General features: G+C 72.1%; 20 protein-coding genes. 8 read left to right on the top strand and 12 right to left on the bottom strand.

The genetic code is table 11. The features are described from left to right. The first annotated feature begins 16 nt into the window (after positions 1–16). Together AC4FS2_RS14055 and AC4FS2_RS14060 are read left to right on the top strand one after the other, a co-directional pair. The gene (locus AC4FS2_RS14055) at positions 17–2,053 is read left to right on the top strand and encodes a bifunctional aldolase/short-chain dehydrogenase (RefSeq protein WP_491155981.1); all 2,037 of its coding nucleotides are present in this window, start codon (positions 17–19) and stop codon (positions 2,051–2,053) included. A gap of 214 nt (positions 2,054–2,267) precedes the next feature. After that, complete coding sequence (locus tag AC4FS2_RS14060) at positions 2,268–3,677, top strand: rhamnulokinase (protein WP_491155978.1); 1,410 nt, start codon at positions 2,268–2,270, stop codon at positions 3,675–3,677. 396 nt (positions 3,678–4,073) lie between these two features. Here AC4FS2_RS14060 and AC4FS2_RS14065 read toward each other — a convergent pair whose 3' ends face one another. Beyond that, positions 4,074–5,147 (bottom strand): M24 family metallopeptidase, encoded by a 1,074-nt coding sequence (locus AC4FS2_RS14065; protein WP_491155975.1) that lies wholly within the window; start codon positions 5,145–5,147, stop codon positions 4,074–4,076. 138 nt (positions 5,148–5,285) lie between these two features. Here AC4FS2_RS14065 and AC4FS2_RS14070 point away from each other — a divergent pair, with 138 nt between their 5' ends. The 6 genes from AC4FS2_RS14070 to AC4FS2_RS14095 all read left to right on the top strand — a co-directional run bounded on the left by AC4FS2_RS14070 (position 5,286) and on the right by AC4FS2_RS14095 (position 12,363). After that, positions 5,286–6,290: a LacI family DNA-binding transcriptional regulator gene (locus AC4FS2_RS14070; protein WP_491155973.1), complete on the top strand. Its 1,005-nt coding sequence runs from the start codon at positions 5,286–5,288 to the stop codon at positions 6,288–6,290. Positions 6,291–6,673: 383 nt separating this feature from the next. Beyond that, positions 6,674–8,011, top strand: a complete 1,338-nt coding sequence (locus tag AC4FS2_RS14075; protein ID WP_491155971.1) for a Gfo/Idh/MocA family protein — start codon at positions 6,674–6,676, stop codon at positions 8,009–8,011. Beyond that, positions 8,008–8,979: an NAD-dependent epimerase/dehydratase family protein gene (locus AC4FS2_RS14080; protein WP_491155969.1), complete on the top strand. Its 972-nt coding sequence runs from the start codon at positions 8,008–8,010 to the stop codon at positions 8,977–8,979. The genes AC4FS2_RS14075 and AC4FS2_RS14080 overlap by 4 nt, the downstream gene beginning before the upstream one ends. Continuing rightward, entirely contained in the window at positions 8,946–9,845 is a 900-nt protein-coding gene (locus AC4FS2_RS14085; protein WP_491155968.1) for a 5-dehydro-4-deoxyglucarate dehydratase, read from the top strand. The genes AC4FS2_RS14080 and AC4FS2_RS14085 overlap by 34 nt, the downstream gene beginning before the upstream one ends. Continuing rightward, on the top strand, positions 9,842–10,924 hold the full coding sequence (locus tag AC4FS2_RS14090; protein ID WP_491155967.1) for a mandelate racemase/muconate lactonizing enzyme family protein: 1,083 nt from the start codon (positions 9,842–9,844) through the stop codon (positions 10,922–10,924). Before AC4FS2_RS14085 ends, AC4FS2_RS14090 begins: the two co-directional genes overlap by 4 nt. Continuing rightward, positions 10,921–12,363 carry an aldehyde dehydrogenase (NADP(+)) gene (locus AC4FS2_RS14095; RefSeq protein ID WP_491155965.1) on the top strand — a complete coding sequence of 481 codons (1,443 nt, stop codon included), beginning with the start codon at positions 10,921–10,923 and terminating at the stop codon, positions 12,361–12,363. Before AC4FS2_RS14090 ends, AC4FS2_RS14095 begins: the two co-directional genes overlap by 4 nt. 109 nt (positions 12,364–12,472) lie before the next feature. Here the strand turns inward: AC4FS2_RS14095 and AC4FS2_RS14100 are convergent, their stop codons facing one another. The 11 genes from AC4FS2_RS14100 to AC4FS2_RS14150 form a co-directional block, all read right to left on the bottom strand. Next, complete coding sequence (locus AC4FS2_RS14100; RefSeq protein ID WP_491156771.1) at positions 12,473–13,444, bottom strand: LacI family DNA-binding transcriptional regulator; 972 nt, start codon at positions 13,442–13,444, stop codon at positions 12,473–12,475. 111 nt (positions 13,445–13,555) lie between these two features. Continuing rightward, a complete protein-coding gene (locus AC4FS2_RS14105; protein WP_491155963.1) occupies positions 13,556–14,443 on the bottom strand; it encodes a hypothetical protein in 888 nt (295 codons plus the stop codon). Between the two features lie 173 nt (positions 14,444–14,616). Continuing rightward, positions 14,617–15,597 carry a 1-phosphofructokinase family hexose kinase gene (locus AC4FS2_RS14110; RefSeq protein ID WP_491155961.1) on the bottom strand — a complete coding sequence of 327 codons (981 nt, stop codon included), beginning with the start codon at positions 15,595–15,597 and terminating at the stop codon, positions 14,617–14,619. Beyond that, positions 15,594–16,442, bottom strand: coding sequence for a class II fructose-bisphosphate aldolase (locus tag AC4FS2_RS14115; protein ID WP_491155959.1), 849 nt, complete (start codon positions 16,440–16,442; stop codon positions 15,594–15,596). The genes AC4FS2_RS14110 and AC4FS2_RS14115 overlap by 4 nt, the downstream gene beginning before the upstream one ends. After that, entirely contained in the window at positions 16,439–17,086 is a 648-nt protein-coding gene (locus AC4FS2_RS14120; RefSeq protein ID WP_491155957.1) for a nucleoside/nucleotide kinase family protein, read from the bottom strand. The genes AC4FS2_RS14115 and AC4FS2_RS14120 overlap by 4 nt, the downstream gene beginning before the upstream one ends. Continuing rightward, positions 17,083–18,174, bottom strand: a complete 1,092-nt coding sequence (locus tag AC4FS2_RS14125; protein WP_491155956.1) for a zinc-dependent alcohol dehydrogenase — start codon at positions 18,172–18,174, stop codon at positions 17,083–17,085. Before AC4FS2_RS14125 ends, AC4FS2_RS14120 begins: the two co-directional genes overlap by 4 nt. Beyond that, entirely contained in the window at positions 18,174–18,902 is a 729-nt protein-coding gene (locus AC4FS2_RS14130) for an SDR family oxidoreductase (RefSeq protein WP_491155954.1), read from the bottom strand. The genes AC4FS2_RS14125 and AC4FS2_RS14130 overlap by 1 nt, the downstream gene beginning before the upstream one ends. Beyond that, entirely contained in the window at positions 18,899–19,660 is a 762-nt protein-coding gene (locus AC4FS2_RS14135; RefSeq protein WP_491155952.1) for a class II aldolase/adducin family protein, read from the bottom strand. The genes AC4FS2_RS14130 and AC4FS2_RS14135 overlap by 4 nt, the downstream gene beginning before the upstream one ends. Beyond that, a complete protein-coding gene (locus AC4FS2_RS14140; RefSeq protein WP_491155950.1) occupies positions 19,657–21,174 on the bottom strand; it encodes a rhamnulokinase in 1,518 nt (505 codons plus the stop codon). Before AC4FS2_RS14140 ends, AC4FS2_RS14135 begins: the two co-directional genes overlap by 4 nt. A 2-nt stretch (positions 21,175–21,176) precedes the next feature. Continuing rightward, positions 21,177–22,013 (bottom strand): SDR family oxidoreductase, encoded by an 837-nt coding sequence (locus tag AC4FS2_RS14145; RefSeq protein WP_491155948.1) that lies wholly within the window; start codon positions 22,011–22,013, stop codon positions 21,177–21,179. A 7-nt stretch (positions 22,014–22,020) separates the two neighbouring features. Continuing rightward, positions 22,021–23,016, bottom strand: coding sequence for an ABC transporter substrate-binding protein (locus tag AC4FS2_RS14150; RefSeq protein ID WP_491155946.1), 996 nt, complete (start codon positions 23,014–23,016; stop codon positions 22,021–22,023). Positions 23,017–23,030: the final 14 nt, after the last annotated feature.

Genomic DNA, 23,030 nt, shown 5'->3' on the forward strand with positions numbered 1-23,030 from the left:
CTCGAAGGATCCCCGAATGACGAACCCCACCGCCGCCGAGCTGATCGCGCGGAGCAACCGCCTGGGCGCCGACCCCAAGAACACGAACTACGCCGGCGGTAACACCTCCGCGAAAGGCACCGAGACCGACCCCGTCACGGGCGAGCCGGTGGAACTGCTGTGGGTGAAGGGCTCCGGCGGAGACCTCGGGACGCTCACCGAGAAGGGCCTCGCGGTGCTGCGGCTGGACCGCATGCGCGCGCTCGTCGACGTCTACCCGGGCATCGAGCGCGAGGACGAGATGGTCGCGGCGTTCGACTACTGCCTGCACGGCAAGGGCGGCGCCGCCCCCTCCATCGACACCGCGATGCACGGCCTGGTGGATGCTGCGCACGTCGACCATCTGCATCCCGATTCCGGCATCGCGATCGCCACCGCCGCCGACGGCGAGGCGCGCACGACGCAGATCTTCGGTGAGAAGGTCGTGTGGGTGCCGTGGCGTCGGCCCGGCTTCCAGCTCGGCCTGGACATCGCCGCCATCAAGGCGCAGAACCCGCAGGCGATCGGGTGCATCCTGGGCGGTCACGGCATCACGGCGTGGGGTGACACGTCGGATGAGGCGGAGGCGAATTCGCTGTGGATCATCCGCACCGCGGAGGCCTACATCGCCGAGCACGGCCGGCCCGATCCCTTCGGCGGGGTGCGCGCCGGCTTCGAGGCGCTGCCCGAGACCGAGCGGCGGGCAAAGGCCGCGGCCCTCGCCCCCACCATCCGTGGGCTCGCGTCGACCGACAAGCCGATGGTCGGGCACTTCACCGATTCGGCGGACGTGCTGGAGTTCCTCGCCGCGGAGAAGGCCCCGGCGCTGGCCGCCCTCGGCACGAGCTGCCCCGACCATTTCCTGCGCACCAAGGTCAAGCCGATGCTGCTCGACCTGCCCGCCGCGGCGACCGTCGAGGAATCCATCGCCCGCCTGAAGGAACTGCGCGAGCAGTATCGCGCCGACTACCAGGCGTACTACGACGCGCACGCGGATGCGGACTCCCCCGCCATGCGCGGAGCCGACCCGCTCATCGTCCTGATCCCCGGTGTCGGGATGTTCTCGTACGGCGCGAACAAGCAGACCGCCCGGGTGGCGGGAGAGTTCTACGTCAACGCCATCCACGTGATGCGCGGCGCCGAGGCGCTGTCGACCTACACGCCGATCTCGGACGCGGAGAAGTTCCGCATCGAGTACTGGGCGCTGGAGGAGGCGAAACTGCAGCGGATGCCGAAACCGAAGTCGCACCAGGGCCGCGTCGCGTTCGTCACCGGCGCCGCATCCGGAATCGGCAAGGCCATCGCCACCCGCCTGGCGGCCGAAGGCGCGTGCGTCGTGGTCGCCGACCTGGACCTCGAGAAGGCACAGGCCGCGGCGGCCGAGCTCGGGAACACGGATGTCGCGATCGGCATCGCCGCGAACGTCGCAGACGCCGATGCCGTGCAGGCAGCGATCGACGCGACTCTGCTGGCGTTCGGCGGCATCGACCTCGTCGTCAACAACGCGGGACTCTCCCTGTCGAAGCCGCTCCTGGAGACCACCGAGAACGACTGGGATCTGCAGCACGACGTCATGGCGAAGGGCTCGTTCTTCGTGTCGAAGGCCGCGGCTCGCGCGCTCATCGCGCAGAGCATGGGCGGCGACATCATCTACATCTCTTCGAAGAACTCCGTCTTCGCCGGTCCGAACAACATCGCGTACTCCGCGACCAAGGCCGACCAGGCGCACCAGGTGCGGCTGCTGGCGGTCGAGCTCGGTGAGTACGGCGTGCGGGTGAACGGCATCAATCCCGACGGTGTCGTGCGCGGTTCGGGCATCTTCGCCTCCGGCTGGGGCGCCAACCGCGCCGCGACGTACGGCGTGAAGGAAGAAGACCTCGGGCAGTACTACGCGAACCGCACCATCCTCAAGCGCGAGGTCGTGCCCGAGAACGTCGCCGACGCCGTGTACGTGCTGACGGGACCCGAGCTGTCCCGCACGACGGGACTGCACGTGCCGGTCGACTCCGGCGTCGCCGCCGCGTTCCTGCGATGAGCGATCGGCCTCGGGTGTACGGCTTGCCGCCGAACGCACGACGTGCCGACGCCAGCATGCCGTGCACTCGGCGCGACGTCGTGCATTCGGCGGGCCGGGCCGCCGCTGCGGCAGCCGCGGTCCGTGCGGCAGGAGCGGTCCCCGAGCGTGTCGAAGGGCCCGCGACCGGCACCGGACCCCTCGACACGCTCAGCGACCGGCGCGGAGTCGCCACGTGACAGGCGCCGTCGCCGCGGTGGACCTCGGAGCCACCAGCGGGCGCGTCATGATCGGCCGGGTCGGCCCGGGAGTCCTCACCCTCGAGGCGGTCGCGCGCTTCCCGAACGGACCCGTCGAGCGCCCGGACGGGTGGCACTGGGACTTCGACTCTCTCTTCGGTCATGTCGTGGCTGGGCTGGCGGATGCCGTGCGCACCGAGCCGGGCGTGGCCAGCGTCGGCATCGACTCGTGGGCGGTGGACTACGGATTGCTGCGCGGCACGCAGCTCCTGGCCGAGCCGTTCCACTATCGCGACGGACGCACAGCGGCCGGCGTGGCGGCGGTGCATGCCCGGGTGCCGTTCGCGGACCTGTACCGCCGGAACGGCCTGCAGCACCTGCCCTTCAACACGCTCTACCAGTACGCGGTCGAGGCGCGCCTGTCCGAGGCGGAGACGAGCCTTCTCATTCCGGACCTCTTTGCCTACCTGCTGACGGGGCGGGCCGTGGCCGAGCGGACGAACGCCTCCACGACCGGCCTTCTGGACGTGCGCACGCGCGAGTGGGACTTCGCCCTCGCGCAGCGCCTCAGCATCCCCGCTGCCCTGCTCCCGCCCCTGATCGACCCCGGCGCGGTCGTGGATTCGCTCACTCCCGCGCTCGCGGAACGGATCGGCGCGCCGCTCGACGTGATCGCCGTCGGATCGCACGACACCGCCTCCGCCGTGGTGGCAGTCCCCCTGTCGATGCCGAACGCCGCGTACATCTCCTGCGGCACGTGGGGGCTCGTGGGGCTGGAACTCGACGCCCCTATCGTGACGGAGGCCGCCCGCGAGGCGAACTTCACCAACGAAGGCGGCGTCGACGACCGCGTGCGGTTCCTGCACAACGTGACGGGGCTGTGGCTGCTGAGCGAGACCGTGCGGGCGTGGGAACAGGAGGACGGGGCATCCATCGACCTGCCGGCGCTCCTCGCTGCGGCGGCACGGGAGGGTGCTCCGCCCACGCTGTTCGACGCCAACGACCCGTCGCTGTCAGCTCCGGGCGAGATGCCGAGCCGCATCGGATCGGTGCTGCGTATGGCTGGCGGCCGGGTGCCCGAGGGGCGCGCGGCGTTCGCCCGCGTGATCGTCGAGAGCATCGCGGCGGCCTTCGCCGACGCCGTGCGGACGGCCGCTCGTCTGGCCGACCGGGAGGTCGACGTCATCCACATGGTCGGCGGCGGGTCGCTCAACGAGCTCCTCTGCCAGGCCACGGCTGATCGCGCCGGCGTTCCGGTGCTCGCCGGCCCGGTCGAGGCGACCGCCCTCGGCAACGTCCTGGTCCAGGCACGCGCGCATGGCTGGTTCGGCTCGGATGCTCCGCTCGAAACGTTGCGCGCGGCGGTCGCCGGCGCGTTCCGCCTCCGCCGGTACGACCCGCGCTGATCTTCGCGCGCGGGGCCGACACCGCCGGCTTCGGCTCTGGAGGCCCCGGAGGTCCCGGAGGTCCGCGGCGCCGGCGAGTCTCGCAGCGCACCGGATTCCGAGGGGATCCCGCGAATCGAGGATCGGAACGGCCATAGGCGTCCTCGATCCGCGAGATCTCCTCGATTTCGCGGCCGAGCGCCGCCCGATCCTGGGACACGGATGCTGACCACCCAGCCGTTGTGCCACCGGCCGCGACGCTCAGCGGGCCGCCCCGAACCCCGACACGGAGCGGGCCGCCCCCGAACCCGGACTCTGAGCGCACGGACGCGGAACCGCGACCCTGGACGGGCGACTCCGACGGGCAGGGCGCGGCCGGGATACGGAAGGGACGGAGCGAGACGGGGGGACCGGGGGTCAGCGACCAGGGATCGGCTGACGTCCGAACACTCCGCTGCGGGGTCTCGGCAGGCCGGCAACATCCACGGTCGGCCACCCCTCGTCGCGCGTAAGCACCTCGATGCCGCCGGTGCTCACCACCACGGTGTCTTCGATCTTGGCGCCCGGCGCCGAGGGGTTCCAGGCGAAGGCATGGGTCTCCTGCACGCGGTCCCGCGTGCGCGGAGTGGCCCGCGGGTCGCGACCGGCGTATCCCGTCGGACCACCCTGATGGTGGTTGCGCCACTCATCGGCCGCGAAGCCCGCCGCGGCATACCCCGCCGTTCCACGTGCGAAGACCTCATCGAGCGCCGCACCGGGGACGGTGGCGGCGAAGAATGCCGCCTCCACGTCCCGGATGCGGCGGTCACCTTCGTCGGCCGCAGCCGCCTCATCCTCCGTCGCTATCCAACGAGTCGCGTTCGCAATCAGTCCATGCCGTTTTCCGCATACGACGAGCATGGCGCGGTCACCGAGGCGCCCCGCTGTCGGAAGCGGGTGTCGGAATCCCAGACGCTCCACCCCGGCGACGAGCACCACGAGCGGGTCGATGCCCTCCCCGCGCAGCATGCCCGCCGCATCCGCCGCCAGCGCCTGCTCACTCTGAGCCGGGTCGGCGCGTGACAGCACGGTCGTGAGAACGCCGGCCGTCGCCGAACCGAGCTCGCGATACCGCTGCAGTTCGGCGGGCAGGAGGCTCGCCCGGATGCTGCGCAACTGGGCCGCGAAGGCCGACTCCCGCGCGCCCTCCACGGCCTCCGCGACGGGTTCGTCCCAGGGCACGCGCTTGATGCGGGCTGCGTCCTCGGGCAGCAGCTCCTCGGCGGCGAGGCGGTCGGCCTCGTTCGCGGCGACGTACAGCTCATCGCCGTGACGGCCCGCTCGGACGGCGAGTACGGGCGGGCCGGCGAGCGACACGTGGGTGCGCGCGCCCTCGAGGTACCAGGAAAGCGCCTCGTGCGAGGTCAGCACCACCGCATCCGCGTCCCGCTCGCGCAGCATCCGCTGCATCCGCTCCCGCTTTTGCGCGCGATCCTCGGCCGATCCGGTCACCGCACTCCCTCCGTCGCCGTCCATCCACTCGTGAAGCGTTTTCTCACGTTCGGCACCATTGTGCCGGTCAGTCTGGCAGAACCCCGGTCGCCCCTGGACATAATGGGTCCAGCCCAGCAAGCACAGATCGGAGGCGGGATGGTCCGCTCACCCGTCAAGTCAGCCACGATCGCCGACGTCGCACGTCAGGCGGGCGTCTCGCTCGCGACCGTTTCGCGGGTCATGAACGGCAACACCCAGGTGGATGCCGCGATGAGCGAACGCGTGCGTGCGGCCGCCGCGGACCTGAACTACCGCGCGAGTCCCCTGGCGCGGAGCCTCGTTCTCGGAAAGACGCAGACGGTGTCGGTCATCGTGCCCGATCTCGCCAACCCCACGTTCCAGGCGGTGCTGCGCGGCCTCAGCCGGGCCGCGGCCGCCGACGGTCACCACATCCTCATCGCGGATACGGCCGAACAGGTCAGCGAGGAGCGTGTGCTGGCCGTGGAGACGCGCCGCCGCACCGATGGCCTCATCCTCGTGGCGCCGCGCACCCCGGCGCCCGAACTGGCCGAGCTGGTGGCGGAGAACGCACCGGTCGTACTGGTCAACCGCGAGGCGTACGACGGTGTGCCCACGATCGCTGCCGACTACCGGGCGGCCCTCCGCGCGATCCTCGACGAGCTGTACAGGCAGGGGCACCGCCGGATGCTGTTCCTCTCCGGCATCGTCGTGAGCGCGTCCAACGCCGCTCGTGTGGCGGCTATCGAGGAGTTCACGACGGCGCATCCCGATACCCACATCGCCATCCGCCAGACGGGCGTCGACTTCGACGCAGGCTTTGACGCGGCCGACGCCGTGCTCGCCAGCGGTGCGAGCGCCGCCGTCGGGTTCAACGACCTCGTGGCGATGGGGCTCCTCAGCGCGCTGTCGGAGCGCGGTGTCCGGGTGCCGGAAGACATCTCGGTCACCGGCTTCGACGACATCCCTTTCGCGCGGTTCACCACGCCACCCCTGACGACGGCAGCCGTTCCCGCCGCCGACCTGGGCGCCGGCGCGTGGGAGGCGATGAGCGCGCTGCTCGGCGGAGCATCCGCCCCCGAGCGCCGGGTGCTGCAGGCGGATCTGGTCGTGCGGGGTTCGACCGGCCCCGCGCCGGCCTGAGGCGGGCGCATCTTCGGGCCCTGCCGCTCGCGTCTGTGCCGCCCGCCCGCCGCGCTTGCCGCCGGCCGGCCCGCTTCACATCCCGGCCGCGTTCCCAACTCAGGCCCAAACATGGGCGAGCCGCACGGGTCCCGCGTCATCACGCGAATCCTTCCGCGCGCCCTACCATCCGGCCTGAGTTACGCGCGAGCCATGGCGGAGAGTCGGGCCGGCACACGGGCGCCGCCCCGCCGTGACCACATGCTCGCGCACGCCAGGGCGCGGGCTCGCGCATGTCGGGGCGCGGGCTCGCCGAGGGGGTCGTCACGACCAAGATGCGTGGCCCTCTTGAGGCCCCCGGGGGCCTGCGTGCTACGCTGAGAAAACGTTTCCTGAGGAGTGACATGAGCCATCGCCGGTACGCCGTCGTCGGGGCCGGGCATCGCGCACAGATGTACATCGACGCCATTACCACCACCTACGCCGATCGCGCGGTGCTCGCCGCGATCTGCGAGCCGAACCCCGGCCGGGCGCAGTTCTACGCCGACGAAGTCGTGGGCCGCGGCGCTGCGGCGCCGAGCATCTGGAGTCCCGACCGGCTCGAGGAGATGATCACCGCCGAACGCATCGACCGCGTCATCATCACCGCCCGCGACGACCTGCACGCCGAACTGATCGTCCGTTCGCTGGAGGCGGGCGTCGACGTGGTGGTCGAGAAGCCGCTCACCATCGACGCCGCAAGCGCCGCGCGCATCGAGGACGCCGTCGAGCGCACGGGGCGCGACGTCGTCCTGACTTTCAACTACCGCTACTCCCCCCGCAACAGCGCGCTGCGCCAGGTCATCCGCGACGGCCTCATCGGCGAGGTCACGTCGGTGGACTTCTCCTGGATGCTGGACACCAAGCACGGCGCGGACTACTTCCGCCGTTGGCACCGCGAGAAGGAGCACTCCGGGGGACTTCTCGTCCACAAGGCCAGCCACCACTTCGATCTCGTCAACTGGTGGATCGGCGCCGCTCCGCGCCGCGTCTTCGCCTCCGGCGGTCTGCGGTTCTACGGGGCGGACAACGCTGCTGCGCGCGGCATCGGACCGCGCCCCGAGCGCGGCACCCGCGACGGCGAGCACGACGGGTTCGAGCTCGACCTGCGCGACGATCCCCGCCTCAAGGCGCTGTACCTCGATGCCGAGCAGCACGACGGCTACCTCCGCGACCGTGATGTGTTCGGTCCCGGCATCACCATCGAAGACAACCTCGCGCTCGTGGTCGACTACGACTCCGGCGCGACGATGAGCTACTCGCTGAACGCGCACGCCCCGTGGGAGGGCTACCGCGTCGCGGTCAACGGCACGCTCGGTCGCGTCGAGCTCGAGGTCGTCGAACGCGGCGCGGTGCTCGCGGACGAAGGCCTCCACCCCGTGCTCGACCCCAGCGCCGTCGACGCGGGCGCCTCCGGATCGCTCCGCCCGGAGGGCGAGCGTCTCCTGCTGCAGCGCCATTGGACCGACGCCGTGGAGGTTCCGATCGAGAGCGGAGCGGGTGGACACGGCGGGGGCGACGCGCTCCTGCTCTCGGACGTGTTCGTCGGTCCCGGCGACGACCCGCTCGGCCGCCCCGCGGACTGGCGCGACGGAATGCGGTCGATCGCCGTGGGCATCGCCGGAAACCGCTCGCTCGAGACGGGCCTGCCCGTGCAGGTCTCCGACCTCGGCATCGCGCTCCTCTCGGCCGCACGCGCATGAGCCGGGTCGTCGTCACCGGCGGTGCCGGGCGGCTCGGGCGCAGCATCGTCGCGGGCCTGGGCGCCACCGGGCATGAGGTGGTCTCCTTCGACCGCGTGCGCTCGGACGCGGCGGAATTCGCCGACGCCGAGCAGGTGGCGATCGATCTCACCGACGCGGACGCCACGCACGCCGCCATCGCCGCCGCACGCCCCGACGCCCTCGTCCACCTCGCCGCCATCGCGGTGCCCTTCAGCGCACCCGAAGACGTCATCCTCCGCACCAACGCGCAACTGGCAGCGTCCGTGCTCGGCGGGGCCGTCGGCGCCGGCGTCACCCGTATCGTCGCCGCATCCAGCCCCACCGTCCTCGGGTACGGGGCACCCACCGGCTGGACGCCCGAGCGGTTGCCCCTGGATGAGGACCTCCCCGCCCTCCCCTGGAACGCGTACGCGCTGTCGAAGCACCTCATCGAGCAGGCACTGCGGATGCTGCGCCGTCAGACCGGCGACGGCACCAGGTTCGCCGCGTTCCGCCCCTGCTACGTCATCGCCCCCGAGGAGTGGGACGGCGCCCCGACCCAGCAGGGACACACGGTGCGCGAGCGATTGGACGACCCGGCGCTGTCGGCGCCCGCGATCTTCAACTACGTCGACGCCCGGGATGCCGCGGACTTCGTGAACACGCTCCTGTCGGCCCTCCCCGAGATCCCCAATGCCGAGGTGTTCTTCGTCGGCGCGGACGACGCACTCGCGCGCGAGCCTCTCGCCGACCTCGTGCCGCGGTTCTACCCCGGCACGGAAGAGCTCGCCGCGGGCCTCACCGGCACAGCACCGGCTTTCTCCACCGCCAAGGCGCGCCGGCTCCTCGGCTGGCGTCCCCAGCACGACTGGCGCACCGAACTGGCCGGCGCCACCGTCGATGCCCCCCGACACGCTCGAAAGGACGACGCCACATGGACTTCGACGGCATCCTCTTCTTCCCCGTAACCCCGTTCGACGCGCAGGGACGAGTCGACACCGACCTGCTGGCACAGCACGTCGCCACGACGCTGGAGCACGGCCCCGGCGGCGTCTTCCCCGCCTGCGGCACCGGCGAGTTCCACGCGCTGTCGGCGACCGAGGCCGCGCAGGTGGTCGCCACCACCACCCGTGCCGTCGACGGCCGCGTCCCCGTCGTCGCCGGAGCCGGGGGTCCGCTCGGCCACGCCCTCGAGGTGGCCCGGGCCGCGGCCGAGGCCGGCGCCGACGCCCTCCTCGTGCTGCCGCCGTACCTCGTCGCGGGCACCCAGGCCGGTCTCGTCGCGTATGTGCAGGCCATCGCGGATGCGGCGCACCTCCCCGTCATCGTCTACCACCGTGCGACCGCCCAGTACACCGCCGACACCGTTCGTGCCCTCGCGGAGGACCCGCGGGTGGTCGGGTTCAAGGACGGCACCGGCGACATCGGTGTGGCACAGCAGATCGTCCGGGCCGTCGCCGACGCCGGACGCACCGACTTCGCGTTCTTCAACGGCCTGCTCACCGCCGAACTCACCCAGGCCGCGTACCGGGGTATCGGCATCCCGCTGTACTCGTCCGCCGCGTTCGCGATGGCCCCCGACATCGCCAACGCCTACTACCGTGCCTACGTCGACGGCGACGAGGCGCGGAGGCTCGCGTTGCTCGACGGTTTCTACACCCCCCTCGTGCGGCTGCGCGATGAGACTCCCGGTTTCGGCGTCTCGCTCATCAAGGCGGGGCTTCGGCTTTCCGGGCTGCCCGTCGGCGGCGTCCGGCCGCCGCTGGTCGACCCGACCCCCGACCAGGAGGAGCGCCTCGGGGCGATCCTGGAAGCGGGGCGCGCACTGCTGTGACCGCGATCGTCCGCTTCGAGGCGCACCCGATGCGCATCCCGCTCCGCCGCCCCTGGGGCACCGATGTGACGAGCATCGGCGTCGTCGCGACGCACGTCGTACGCGATGACGGCGCCGAGGGGTGGGGCTTCTCGTGGACGCCGCAGATCGGTCTCGAGGCGGTCACCGCGCTGCTGCAGCACGACATCGCCCGAGCGGCCCCGGGGCGGGATGCCGAGCCCGGCGCCGCGTGGCAGGGAATGTGGGAGCACCTCCACGAAGCGGGCGGCGGCGGGGTCACCACCATCGCCCTGGCGGGGCTCGACCTCGCGCTGTGGGATGCCGAGTCCCGGGCGCGCGGTCGGTCGGTGTCGGCGCTGATCGGGCGACGGCGCGACCGGCTGCGCGCCTACGGCAGCGGCGTGAACCTGCACTATTCCGCCACCGACCTGTGCGCGCAGGTGGAGCGGTGGATCGCCGCCGGGTTCGACGCGGTCAAGGTCAAAGTGGGAAAACCCGACCTCGCCGAAGACGTCGACCGCGTGGCCGCGGTGCGCGGCCTTCTCGGGCCGGGCCGCGCCCTCATGATCGACGCGAACCAGCGGTGGGACCTCGACCGTGCCACCACCGCGATGGAGGCCCTCGCCGCCTTCCACCCCGCCTGGATCGAGGAGCCGCTGCGCGCCGACGACCTCCCCGGTCACGCCGAACTGGCCGCGCGCATCCCCGTGCCGATCGCGGTCGGCGAGAACCTGCACACCGCCTACCGTTTCGCGGAGTTCCTCGACGCCGGAGCGGCGCACATCGTGCAGCCGAACATCGTGCGGGTGGGAGGCATCACGCCGTTCCTGCGCATCGCCCGCATCGCCGAGGAGCACGGCGCGGCGCTGCATCCGCACCTTCTTCCCGAGCTGTCCGGCCAGCTGGCCCTCACCCTTCCCGGAGACCCGCTGGTCGAGGATGTCGAGGACGCCGATTTCGGTGCACTCGGGGCGCTCGATGGCATCAGCCCCGGCCGCATCGCCGACGGCGAGTTCACCGAGGTCGAGCATGTCGGCCTCGGCCTCCGTTTCCTTCCCCCTGGAGAGGACCCCTCATGACCACCACCACGGAACAGCTCGAGCGCGTCGCATCCGCCGCCGCCGCGGCAGCGCCGGTCTGGCGTACGTCCACCGCATCCGAGCGCGCGTCGTGGCTCCGCGCCGCCGCCGACGCGCTGGATGCCGCGCACGACGAGATCGTCGCGATCGCCGACGAGGAGACGCGGCTCGGGGCCGGACGGCTGAGCGGCGAGGTGGCCCGCACGACGGGACAGCTGCGCCTGTTCGCGTCGGTGGTGGAGGAGGGGTCGTACCTCGAACTGACCGTCGATGACGCCGACCCCTCGGCCACGCCGCCGCGTCCGGAGCTCCGCCGGATGCTCGTGCCGGTGGGGCCAGTCGCCGTGTTCTCGGCGTCGAACTTCCCGTTCGCGTTCTCCGTCGCCGGGGGCGACACCGCCTCGGCCCTGGCCGCCGGCTGCCCCGTGATCGTCAAGGCCCACTCCGGACACCCCCGCCTGTCGGCGCGCACCGCCGAGATCCTCGCGCAGGCCCTCACCGCCGCCGGCGCGCCGGAGGGTTCGATCGCCCTCGTGGAAGGCCGGGAGGCGGGCAACGCGCTCGTGCAGCATCCCGTCATCCGCGCCGCAGGGTTCACCGGATCGCTCTCGGGCGGGCGGGCGCTGTTGGACCTCGCATCCGGACGGCCCGACCCCATCCCGTTCTACGGCGAGCTCGGCAGCGTCAATCCGGTCGTCATCACCTCCGCCGCGATCGCCGCGCGGGGCGACGAGCTCGCCCGCGGCCTCGCCGCATCCTTCACCCTGGGCGTCGGGCAGTTCTGCACCAAGCCCGGCGTGGTCTTCATTCCGCGGAGCACGGGATTCGAGGATGCGGTGGCCCGCGGCGCCGCGGACGCCTCGGGCGGCCCGCTCCTGACCGACCGCATCACCGCCGCCTTCCCCGCGGGGGTGGCGCACCTGTCATCGGATCCATCGGTCGAGGTGCTCTTCGGGCAGGCCGAGGAGGGAGCATCCATCGCCACGCCCGTCGTGCTGGCGACGACCGCTGAGGCGGTTGCCGAGCGCCCCGACACCCTGCTCGAGGAATGCTTCGGGCCGGTGACGCTCCTGATCCGCTACGACGGCGACGACGACCTGCGCCGCGCCCTCGAAGCCGTCGAGGGCGCGCTGACGGCGACGCTGCACAGCGAGCCCGGCGACGACGTGGACGCCGTGCTCGAGATCCTGCAGCAGCGCGCCGGCCGCGTGCTCTTCGCCGGATGGCCGACGGGAGTCGCCGTGACCTGGTCGCAGCAGCACGGCGGCCCGTGGCCGGCGACCACGTCCCTCCACACGTCGGTGGGCGCCACCGCCATCCGCCGGTTCCTCCGCCCCCTGGTCTTCCAGGATGCTCCGGAGCGGCTCCTGCCGCCCGTGCTGCGCGACGATGCCCTCGCCGCGCTGCCGCACCGCCGCAACGGCGTCCTCCGCGCCTGACCTTCCCCGCACCCTCCCCGAGAAACCACGTTCCGGACGAGAAACGGCGCGACGCGTCCTGTCTCGTCCGGAATGTCGTTTCTCGCGCAGTGGCGCGAGGGAGGGCGGGTCAGGCGGGGGGAAGGCAGGAGTCGCGCTCGATGAGCCTGACGTCCACGACCGCGGGGAGCGCCTCGGCGTCGGGCGCGGAGAGGCGCGACAGGACGCGCTCCGCGGCGAGACGGCCCAGCCGCTCGGGGTTCTGATCGATCACCGTGATGGCGGGCAGGAGCAGATCCGCGAGCGGGAAGTCGCCGAAGCCCACCAGGGGCAGAGGATGCTCGCGCTGCCCCCGGGCGAGCGCCATCGTCGTCCGAGCATTGGCCGAGAAGACCGCGGTGGCCGGGTCGGCGAGCCCGAACACGCGCGCGACGGCACTCTCGGCGTCCGTGGCGGTCGCGACGCTCCCGGCGACGAGCTCCTCGTCGACCTCGATCCCCGCATCGCGGAGTGCGGAGCGCCATCCGGCCAGGCGCGCCTGTTCGGTCGAGCGCTCCAGCACGTCACCGAGGTACGCGATGCGGCGGTGCCCATGCTCGACGAGGTGAGCGGTCGCCATGCGGGCGCCGCCCTCGTCGTCGGCGGTGAACGTGTCGGTGCGGAGGCCACGAGGTGCGCGGTCCACGCACACGATCGGCGTGGACTCCTGCCAGCGGTCGAGGTACGACTGGTCGTCGGCCACGGGCGCGACGATGAGCCCGGAGAGCTTCCGGCCGAGGAGCGACTCGATCGTGGCCCGTTCATCCGCGGGGTCATCGCCGAGGCTCGTGACGAGCGTGGACATCCCGGCCTGCCGGGCCACCGCATCCACCGCCCGGGCGATGGCGGCGAAGAACGGGTCCACGATGTCGGGGACGGCCACCCCGATCACCGACGAGCGCCCGGCCCGGAACGTCGTCGCCAGAACGTTGGGCACGTAGTTCAGCTCGCGCATCACTGCCTGCACGCGCTCCCGCGTGGCGGGAAGCACATGGGGATCGTCGTTGAAGACGCGCGAAACGGTCTTGGCGCTGACCCCGGCACGCGCGGCCACTTCTCGCATGGTCGTCACGCCGTCATCCTGCCATCCCGCGAGCGACCCTGCGGCGCGCCCTGCACAGGGCCGCGCTCACCGCCCGCCGCCGAAGCGCCGGGCCGGCGTGATCGGGTGTGCTCAGCGTCCGTCGACCACGTCGGCCAGTTCGCGAAGGCGCACCAGAGCGCGCGAGGTGAGAAGCTCCTCGCGGGTCTCTGCCGAGTACGACAGGCTGTCTTTCCACAGTGAGCGGCCGGCCATCGCTCCGGCAGCGCCGCCGGCCATGGCGGTGCGGACCTGGCCGATGAAGGTCTCATGGTCGACTCCGGCGGAGAGCACGGCCCACGGCACACCCAGGGCGGCGGCGGTGACCGCTGCGCACCCCTCGGCACTGCCGGGGTACTGGAGCTTGAGCACCTTCGCCCCGCAGGCCACGGCCAGCGCGGCACCGTCGGCGACCAGGCTCGGGAACGCGGCGGCGTACTCCTCGTCGCTCTCCCCCTCGAGCTGGTAGGTCAGCAGCTCGACGATGAGCAGCACCCCTTCGGCCTCGCACGCGGCAACGAGGTCGCGGATCTCGTCCGCGACGCGGGAATCCGCATCCTGTCGATCGGGGCGCACGTACCAGAGCATCTTCGCGACGTTCCCGCCGAGATCACGGACGGTCACCGCCGTGGCGCCGTCGACGAACTTGGTGAAGCGAAGGCCGTCGACCTCCTCGAAACCGGATGCGTCGAGCCCGACCACGAGCGCCGTGTCTCGCGCGAGCACGCCGTCGTCCACGATCGCGGGAAGGGCGACCTCGGGATCGAGCAGGATGGCGGGCGCGTGGTTGGCGAGGTGACGGACGAGGTCGGCCTTGACCTCGGCCAGTTCGGCCTTCGTGATCGCCGACGACCCGTTCGGGGCATCGAGGATCGCAGCCTTCATCCCGTTCCGCTGGTCGGCCGCCACGATCAACATGTGGCCGTCGGGCGTCGAGATCGCCTGCATGCCACGTCGCTCGGGTGTGGTCAGTGCGTTCATGCGCGTTTCCTTTTCGGTGAAGTCAAAACGACAAACCCCGGAAATTCAGCCATGACACCGGTGACTTGCGCTCCCCCTATGGTGCCTCTCCGGAGCCCCCGTGTCAATGCGGGAGGTGCTCGGCGGCCGCGGGCGTGGGGTCCGGAGCGTTGCCACCATCCGCGGCCGGCGGGTCAGGACGCGGGCTCGGACAGCGGTGTGGCCGGATCGGGGGTCGGCGTCACCGTCGGCGTGGGAGCGCCATCGATCCCGGGGAGGATCGTGCTGTTCTGCGCGACGGCGTGCGCACCCCAGGATGCCGCGCGTGCCACGGCCGACGCGAGTGGGTCCGACCCGCCCTCGCCGAGACCGACGAGAAAGCCGGCGAGCGAGGCATCCCCTGCGCCGGCGGTATTGCCCAGACGGACGGGTCTCGCGATCGCGTGCACGACCTGGTCGGGCGAGACGGCGAGCGCACCGTCGGCGCCCATGCTGATGTACGCCAGCCGCAAGCCGCGCCCGAGGAGCTCCCGTGCGGCGGCGACGACGTCGCCGATGGTCGACAGCGCGCGGCCGGTGAGTTCGGCGAGCTCGGCGGTGTTCGGCTTGATCAGATCGAGGTCGGGCGTGCGCTCGAGGAGGCGTGCCAGGCCCGCACCGCTGGTGTCGACGGCCACGCGGATGCCACGCTCCCGGGCACGGGCGAACAGCGAGGCGGGGTCGACGGGGTCGTCATCCACACCGGCGAGGCCGGGCAGCGTTCCGCAGAGCACCAGCCAGTCGCCCGCGCGGCCTTCGGCCACGGCGGTGTCGACCGCCCGCTCCCACGCGTCGGCCGGCAACGGCGGAGCGGGAGCGTTGACCTTGGTCGTGGCACCCGTGGAGTCGAGGATCGCGGTGTTGACGCGCGTCGCCCCGGGGATGGGCACGATACGCAGGAGCGGGGCCTGCGGCGACCGGCCGGCGAAGGCGAGGTCATCCTCTCCGAGCACGACGACGGCGGACGTGGGAACGCCGGCGAGGTCGATCGCGGCCGAGAGGTTCACGCCCTTCCCGCTGACTTCGCGGGTGTACCCGGAGGCGCGCACCAAGTCGCCCCGCTCGAAGCCGGCGACCACGTAGGTGGCGTCGATGGCCCCGGCGGGGGTGAGCGTCACGACCCGGGATGCCGTCACGATTCGGCCCCCGCCGACGGATCGCCGTGCGTGATGAGGCGCAGCATCCGGGCGACTTCCCCGGCGACCGCATCCCGCGCGGGCCGGACGTACGTGCGCGGGTCGACGACGGACGGGTCGGCGGCGAGCGCCGCTCGGACGGCACCCGTGAAGACGACGTTCAGGTGCGTGCCGATGTTGATCTTGCGCATTCCCGCCCGGATGGCGCCGTCGATGCCCGCGTCGGGCACCCCGCTCGATCCATGCAGCACCAGTGGTACCGGAAGGCGCGCGGCCAGGCGGGCGATCAGCCCCTCGTCCAGCGTCGCGGCGCGCTCGGTCATGGCATGGCTGCTGCCGACGGCCACCGCGAGGGCGTCGACCCCGGTCGCGGAGACGAAGGCCACCGCATCCTCGACATCCGTACGCACACCGGGCGTGTGCGCACCGCCTTTGCCGCCGATCTCCCCCAGCTCGGCCTCGACCCATGCGCCGGCGGCATGCGCGCGCTCGGCGACCGCACGGGTGCGGGTGACGTTCTCCGCGTCGGTCAGGTGCGCGCCGTCGAACATCACCGAGCGCACCCCGACGGCGAGCGCCGCATCCACGAGCTCCTCGTCGGTGGCGTGGTCCAGGTGCACGAGCACGGGGACACGGGCGGATGCCGCCAGCTGCAGCGCCGCGGATGCTGCGGGCACGAGTCCGCCGTGGAAACGCACGGCGTTCTCCGACAGCTGCAGCACGACGCCCACGCCCGCCCGCTCGGCGCCGGCGACGATCGCCTCCGCGAGTTCCAGCTGCACGAAGTTGAAGGCGCCGACGGCGCGGTGATCCTCGAGGAGCGCGGACATGTTCGTCAGCGTCATGCGCGGACGTCCCTTCGATAATCGACCGCGAAGACGCGGTCGGCGCGGTGCGCGGTGGTCTGCACCAGTTCGGCGTTGCGCTGATCGGTGCCGAGGGCCCACGCGCGAGCGGCGTCGGGGTCGCGGCCGTAGCTTTCGTGACGGGCGATCAGCCACCGCTGCCGCTCGGCCTCGTCGGGCTGGACGAACCAGACCTCGTCGAGACAGGGGCGCACCCGCTCCCATCCCCCGTCGGAAAGCAGGAGGTAGTTGCCCTCGGTGATCACGACCGGCACTTCGGGATCCACACGGACGGAACCGGCAATCGCCGCCTCGAGCCCACGATCGAACACCGGCACGTAGACGGGGCGGTCGCGCGCGCGGATGCGGTCGAGGGTGGCGACGTAGCCGTCCACGTCGAACGTGTCGGGCGCGCCCTTGCGGCCACTGCGGCCCAGGCGAGCCAGCTCCGCGTCGGCGAGGTGGAACGCATCCATTCCGACGAGCACCGCGTCCCTGCCCAGGGCGCTCAGCAGGGCGTCGGAGAGCACGCTCTTGCCCGCGCCGGGGGCACCGGTGATGCCGAGCACGATCCGCTCGGTGCCGGCGGCGAGCGCGCGCACCCGGGCCACGAGATCGTCGATCGCGACGGTCGGCACGCTCATGCGGGGCCCCCGGCCGAGTCCGGCGCCGCCGCGGCGGCCGCCGCGCCCGGTGCGACCGGCGGCACGTCGCTGAGGTCGAGCACGATCTTCGGACGGCTCGTCCGCCCGCCGGCCAGGATCTCGAGCGCCTCGGCCGCACGGTCGGCCGGCAGCACGGCGTCGATGATCGTGTCGGGACGCACCACACCGTCGGCGAGAAGCCGCACGGCCCGCGCGAGGAAGGGGATCCCGCCGAGGATGCCGGTGAGCTGGAGGCCCTTGACCACGACGGGCATCGCGTCGAAGCCCTCGGGGCGACCGGGGACGCCCACGAGCGCCACGCGCCCTGCCGGACGGGCGAGTCGCACCGCCAGACCGAGCGATCCGTCGCCGCCGGACGCTTCGATCACGGCGTCGTGGCGGTCCTCTTCCGCATCGGCGGTGCGGACGAAATCGGCGTCGCAGTCCCGCGCGCGCTCGGCCCGGTCACCGCGCGCGTACATCGTCACGCGCGCACCGGTCGCGCGGGCGACCTGGGCAGCCAGCATCCCGAGCGTTCCTGCACCGATGACCCCGAGTGATTCGCCCGCCTCCAGCCGCAGCGACGAGAGGGCGTGGAGCACGGTGACCAGCGGTTCGGCAAGCACGGCGGCGGACGGGTCGACGCCCGCGGGGACGACCGCGACATTCTCGACCGGGACCGCGACGTACTCCGCCAGGGCTCCCGGCGCATCGCCGCGCACCCCCATCTCGTCGCGCGTCGGGCACTGGTCGCGCCGCCCGGCTCGGCACAGCGCGCAGCGCCCGCAGCTGAGGAAGGGCTCGCCGACCACGCGATCACCGACCCGGACGTCGGTCACGTCATCCGTGACGGCGACCACGGTGCCGGACCACTCATGGCCCGGACGCATCGGGTAGCGGGTCAGGCCCGACTCCACGTAGCCCATCGATCCGTCCAGGAGGGCCAGGTCCGTGCCGCAGATGCCTGCGCGCTCCACACGGACGAGCACGGCGCCCTCCCGTTCCGGCGGGATCGGCACCTGTCGCCATTCCGCGACACCGGGCGCCGCGAAGACGAGAGCCGCCATGCCGCCAGTCGGCCACGCCATCAGATGTCCTGACCGGTCGGAAGGAGGACGAGGTCGCGGACGACGACGTGGGCGGGGCGGGTGAGCATGAACACGATCGCCTCGGCCACATCGGAGGACCGGATGCCGGTGCCGGCCGCGATGCGCTCCGCCTCCTCCGGCGAGTCGTGGGCGAACCCCCACAGCGGGTTGAGCACGACACCGGGCGCGATGGCTCCGATCCGCACGCCGGTGGCCGCCGTCTGGCGACGCACGGTGTGGACGAACGACTGCACGGCGTGCTTGCTGGCGGAGTACACCGGCTCCCACTCGATGTCCTGATGGCCCGACACGGAGCTCGTCACGAGGATGTCGCCGGAGCCCTGCGCGATCAGGTGCGGGAGCGCCGCCCGCACGAGCGTCATCACGCCGGTGACATTGGTGGCCACCAGCGCCGCGATGTCGTCCTGGGCGGCGTCGACGAGGTCGCCGCCGACGTAGATGCCGGCGTTCGGCAGCACGATGTCCAGGCGCCCGTGCCGCTGGAGGGTCGCTGCCACGACGCGATCCGCGGTGGTGGGGTCGGCCACATCCGCCACCAGAGTCGTCACGCGATCACCGAGGTCGGCCGCGAGATCGGCGAGCTTGTCCTCCGAGCGCGCGATGGCGACGACGTCAGCGCCCTCGGCCACGAGGGCGTGCGCGGTGGCCAGTCCGATCCCCGAGCTCGCGCCCGTGAGGAGCACCACCTTGTCCTGCAGCGTCGTCATCGGATCTCCTTCCCCGCGAGCAATGCTCGCCGGTATTTCTCGTCGGGTCGGCTGTCGATGCGTGCGACCTCCTCGGGCGGCATGAAGTGCACGCCCCCGACGGCCCCTGCCCCGAGGATCACGCGCGCGCACTTCTGCGCCATCGCGGTGATGCCGAGCACCTCGGCGCCGGTGGCACCCAGCGCGAACATCCCGTGATTGCGGAGGTAGATCGCCTTCGGTGGCTCCCCGTGCACGTCCCGATGCCGGCGCAGGAGCGCGCGGACTTCGCGGGCCAGCCGCACACCCGGGTCGATGTACGGCACGAGGAGCGGAGTGGCACCGAGCACCACGATCTGGTCGGGGAAGAGCGCGCCGTCCACGAGCAGCTCGGCCGAGCGCGAGCACAGCAGCGCGTTCACGCTCGTCGGGTGGCTGTGCGCGACGACCTGCGCGTCGGTGGCGTCGTACGCGACGACGTGCAGGAGCGCCTCGACCGAGGGCCGCCGACCCTCCCGGGCGGCGATGGCGGTGAACAGCGCGTCGACCTCGGCGTCGCCGGCACGGTCGTCGCCGATGACGGCGAGAGCCTCGGCGAAATCCATGCGCACGAAGTCCTCCGCTTTCGCGTCGCCGAGGACAGCGCCGCTCGCCTTGACGAGCATGCTCTCACCCACGCGGACGGAGGTGTTGCCCTCGCCCAGCAGGGCGGCGTCGGCCGCAGGATCCCCCAGCCGGCGCGACAGGTCGACGACGGTTTCGCGGGCGTGGTCGGTCATGAATCTCCTTGGGACGGGAACGCGGATGACGCGACGGCCGTCGCGGCCGATCGGCGGGTAGCGGGGAAGAGACGTGGCGACGGCTCGCCGTCGTCCACGTCCATACGGCGCGCGGCAGTGAGGTCGGGCACGATTCCGGCGGCGACAGCGAGCTGCAGCAGCAGCCCCCGCACGGACGCCTCCGCGGGTCCCGCGGTCACCGGCAGGCCCGCGGCGCTGGCCGTCAACGAGCCCAGCAGCTCACCGCGGGAACCCCCTCCGACAAGGCGCAGGGCGGTCACGGGGCGACCGGTGACCTGGGCGATGTCGGTCATGGTGCTCGCATACGCGCGGGCGAGACTCACGAGGATGGCGCGAACGAGGTCGGCCCGCGTAGACGGGGGCGCTCCGGCATCTGCAGCGCACCGCGCCGTCAGGCGACCGATGAGCCCGCCCGGCGCCTGCAGAGCGGTGTCGGCGGGATCGAAGCATCCGGCGTAATCGGAATCGGCGGCGTCTGCGAGCAGCCGGTCCAGGTGCGGGAGGGGCGCGTCGCCTGCACCATCCTGCTCCGCCCACTCCCGCGTGACCTGCTGCAGGAGCCACATGCCGCTGAGGTTTCGAACGAGAAGCGTCGCCCCTTCCGCGCCGGTCTCCTGCGTGAACCCGCGTGTCCGCGCCGCCTCGGTGAGCACCGGTGCGGGCAGCGCGACGCCCGCCACCGCCCAGCTGCCGCACGCCACCACACCGGTGAGGTCTGCGCCGTCGTCCGGGGAGACCACGGCAGCGAAGGCCGCCGCGGTATCGTGCGCCGTGACGTGCCACACCGGGACGGGCTCGGGAGCGCCGATCCGCGTCGTGACCTCGGCGGTCGTGTGCCCCGCCGATTGCCCGGCGGTCACCAGCGGGGGCAGTGTGGCGGGAAGGCCCGCAGCGAGCCCGGCCGACCAATCGTCCGGGGTGCGAGCGACCAGCGCCGTGGTGGAGGCCAGAGAACGCTCGGCGGCGACCGTGCCGGTGAGGAAGAAGACGAAGGCGTCGGCGACGAGGAGGATCGTGTCCTCCGGCGCCCCGATGCCGTCGCGGGCATCCTGGCGCAGCTGATGCGCGGTGTTGATCGCCTGGTCCAGGACGCCGGTCACGGCGTAATCCGCCGCGACGTCGCGCTCTGCGGATCCCCCCGCCGCGAACGCCGCATCGACGTCGCGGTGATGGCGGGAGAAGGGCCGGACCGTGCCGTCCGGGCGCACGCGGATGTAGTCCACGCCCCACGAATCGATGCCGATGCCCCGGATCTCGGCGCCGAGGGATGCGGCAGCCCGGCAGCCGTCGGCGAGTCCATCGAGGACGCCCTCGCGGAGGGCCTCGAGGTCCCAGCCGAGGCCCTCGGGGAACGCCGCGGGACGGTTGGCGAATCGGGCGACCTCGCTGACCGCCATCCGCCGGTGTTCCCCATCGAGGACGCCGAGCATCACCCGCCCGCTGGACGAACCCAGATCGACGGCGAGAAAGGCGGCGGACGTCGTCGCAGACATGCTCAGATGGCGGTGTAGCCGCCGTCGATCACGAGCGTCTGCCCGGTGAGATACGACGAGGCCGACGAGGCGAGAAGGAGAACGAGGCCGTCGAGGTCCGCGGGCTCGCCCATGCGGCCGGCGGGGATCGCGGAGACCCACTGGGCTGCCAGGTCGGGGTTCGCCTCGGTGAACTGACGCGTCATGTCGGACAGGATGTAGCCCGGCGCGATCGCGTTGACGCGCAGCGCCGGCGCCCACTCCACGGCGAGCGACTTGGTGAGCTGGTCGACCGCAGCCTTGGAGGCGTTGTACGACGCCTGGCGCTGCGGGACGTTGACGATGCGGCCCGACATGGAGGAGATGAGGATGGCCGATCCCTCCCGGCCTTCGGCCAGCAGCGGACGAGCGAAGGCCTGGGTGCTGTAGAACGTGCCGCTGAGGTTGACGTCGATCACCTTCCGCCAGGTGGCCGGCTCGACCTCGGCCGAGTCGCCCCAGATCGTGATGCCGGCGGCGGTGATGAGGATGTCGGCGACACCCAGGCGCTCCTGCACGCGGGCGAACGCTGCATCCACCGACGCCGCGTCGGTGACGTCGACGACGGCCGACGCCGTCTGCACCGCGTAGTCGTCGGCGAGCTGTTCGGCCGAGTCCGCGACCTCGGGCAGGAGATCGAGCAGGCCGATGTGCACGCCCTGGCGCGCGAGGGCGGAGGCGAGCGAGTAGCCGATGCCTCGGGCGCCGCCGGTGATGACAGCCGTGCGTCCGGCCAGGTCGGGGAAGTTCATGTTGCTCCGTAGGTGGTGCTGCGCGCAGAAGATGCCGTGGCGGCCGGAGCGGAAGGCTCCGGCCGCCACGACCGGATCAGCAGGAGGAAACGTAAGCGGCTTCGCCGCCCTCGCCGTCGATGTTGTCCTCGGTGATGATGGTGAAGCCCGTCTCGATCTTCTCCTCGGTCTCCTCACCGTCCAGAGCCGCGATCGCCTGCTCGACGCCGTCCTTGCCGATGGTGGCGGGCTCCTGCGCGACGAGCGCCTGCACGATGCCACCCCGGAGCTGCTCGACCTGGGCGGGACCAGCGTCGAAGCCGACGATGGTGACGTCACCGGTCTTGCCGGCCTGCTGCACACCGGTGGCGGTGCCCTCGGCGGCGAACAGGTTGGCCGCGAAGATGCCGACGATGTCGGGGTCCTTCTGCAGCGCCGCCGTCACGATCTCTGCCGCGGTGGCCGGCTCGTTGTGGCTGTACTGGATGCCGAGGAACTCGAAGTTCTCGTCTTCCGCGACCGCCTGCTCGAAGCCTTCCGCGCGAGCGTCGGACGTCGAGATGCCCGGGTCGATCGAGACGACGAGCACCTTGCCACCCTCGGGGTGCGCCTCCTTGATGGCGTCGAAAGCGGCAGCTCCACCGCCGACGTTGTCGCTGGAGATCTGCGATACCGCCATCGAGGGGTCCTCGAGCGTGGTGTCGACGAGGACGACCTTGATGCCGGCGTCGGCGGCGGCCTGGATGGGCGCTGCCATCGCGGTCACGTCGGTGGGCGCGACCAGCAGCGCGTCGGGCTTGGAGGCCACGACGGAGTCCACGAGCGGCTTCTGCAGCGTCGGGTCGAACTTCTCCGGGCCCTGCACGGTGACGGTGGCACCGGCGGCCTCGGCCGCCTCCTTGATGCCGCACTCCATCGAGATGTAGAACTCGTCGCCGGCGACGCCCTGAACGAAGGCGATGCTGTAGCCCTCGTCCGAGTCGCCTCCGCCGGAGCCGCCGGCGTTTCCGCCGCCTGACGAACATCCCGCGAGCATGAGCGCGGCGGATGCGCCGAAGACAGCGATGCCGAGACCTTTCTTACTCCACTTCATTGTGATCAACCGTT

The organism is Microbacterium sp. Z10_103, assembly GCF_058310455.1.

What these genes read in the sequence shown, in the direction of transcription:
- AC4FS2_RS14105 (WP_491155963.1), bottom strand. Translation starts at nt 14,443, where the DNA reads ATGAACGCACTGACCACACCCGAGCGACGTGGCATGCAGGCGATCTCG.
- AC4FS2_RS14070 (WP_491155973.1), top strand. Translation starts at nt 5,286, where the DNA reads ATGGTCCGCTCACCCGTCAAGTCAGCCACGATCGCCGACGTCGCACGT.
- AC4FS2_RS14085 (WP_491155968.1), top strand. Translation starts at nt 8,946, where the DNA reads ATGGACTTCGACGGCATCCTCTTCTTCCCCGTAACCCCGTTCGACGCG.
- AC4FS2_RS14075 (WP_491155971.1), top strand. Translation starts at nt 6,674, where the DNA reads ATGAGCCATCGCCGGTACGCCGTCGTCGGGGCCGGGCATCGCGCACAG.
- AC4FS2_RS14095 (WP_491155965.1), top strand. Translation starts at nt 10,921, where the DNA reads ATGACCACCACCACGGAACAGCTCGAGCGCGTCGCATCCGCCGCCGCC.
- AC4FS2_RS14100 (WP_491156771.1), bottom strand. Translation starts at nt 13,444, where the DNA reads ATGCGAGAAGTGGCCGCGCGTGCCGGGGTCAGCGCCAAGACCGTTTCG.
- AC4FS2_RS14140 (WP_491155950.1), bottom strand. Translation starts at nt 21,174, where the DNA reads ATGTCTGCGACGACGTCCGCCGCCTTTCTCGCCGTCGATCTGGGTTCG.
- AC4FS2_RS14080 (WP_491155969.1), top strand. Translation starts at nt 8,008, where the DNA reads ATGAGCCGGGTCGTCGTCACCGGCGGTGCCGGGCGGCTCGGGCGCAGC.
- AC4FS2_RS14150 (WP_491155946.1), bottom strand. Translation starts at nt 23,016, where the DNA reads ATGAAGTGGAGTAAGAAAGGTCTCGGCATCGCTGTCTTCGGCGCATCC.
- AC4FS2_RS14055 (WP_491155981.1), top strand. Translation starts at nt 17, where the DNA reads ATGACGAACCCCACCGCCGCCGAGCTGATCGCGCGGAGCAACCGCCTG.
- AC4FS2_RS14120 (WP_491155957.1), bottom strand. Translation starts at nt 17,086, where the DNA reads ATGAGCGTGCCGACCGTCGCGATCGACGATCTCGTGGCCCGGGTGCGC.
- AC4FS2_RS14130 (WP_491155954.1), bottom strand. Translation starts at nt 18,902, where the DNA reads ATGACGACGCTGCAGGACAAGGTGGTGCTCCTCACGGGCGCGAGCTCG.
- AC4FS2_RS14135 (WP_491155952.1), bottom strand. Translation starts at nt 19,660, where the DNA reads ATGACCGACCACGCCCGCGAAACCGTCGTCGACCTGTCGCGCCGGCTG.
- AC4FS2_RS14115 (WP_491155959.1), bottom strand. Translation starts at nt 16,442, where the DNA reads ATGACGCTGACGAACATGTCCGCGCTCCTCGAGGATCACCGCGCCGTC.
- AC4FS2_RS14125 (WP_491155956.1), bottom strand. Translation starts at nt 18,174, where the DNA reads ATGGCGTGGCCGACTGGCGGCATGGCGGCTCTCGTCTTCGCGGCGCCC.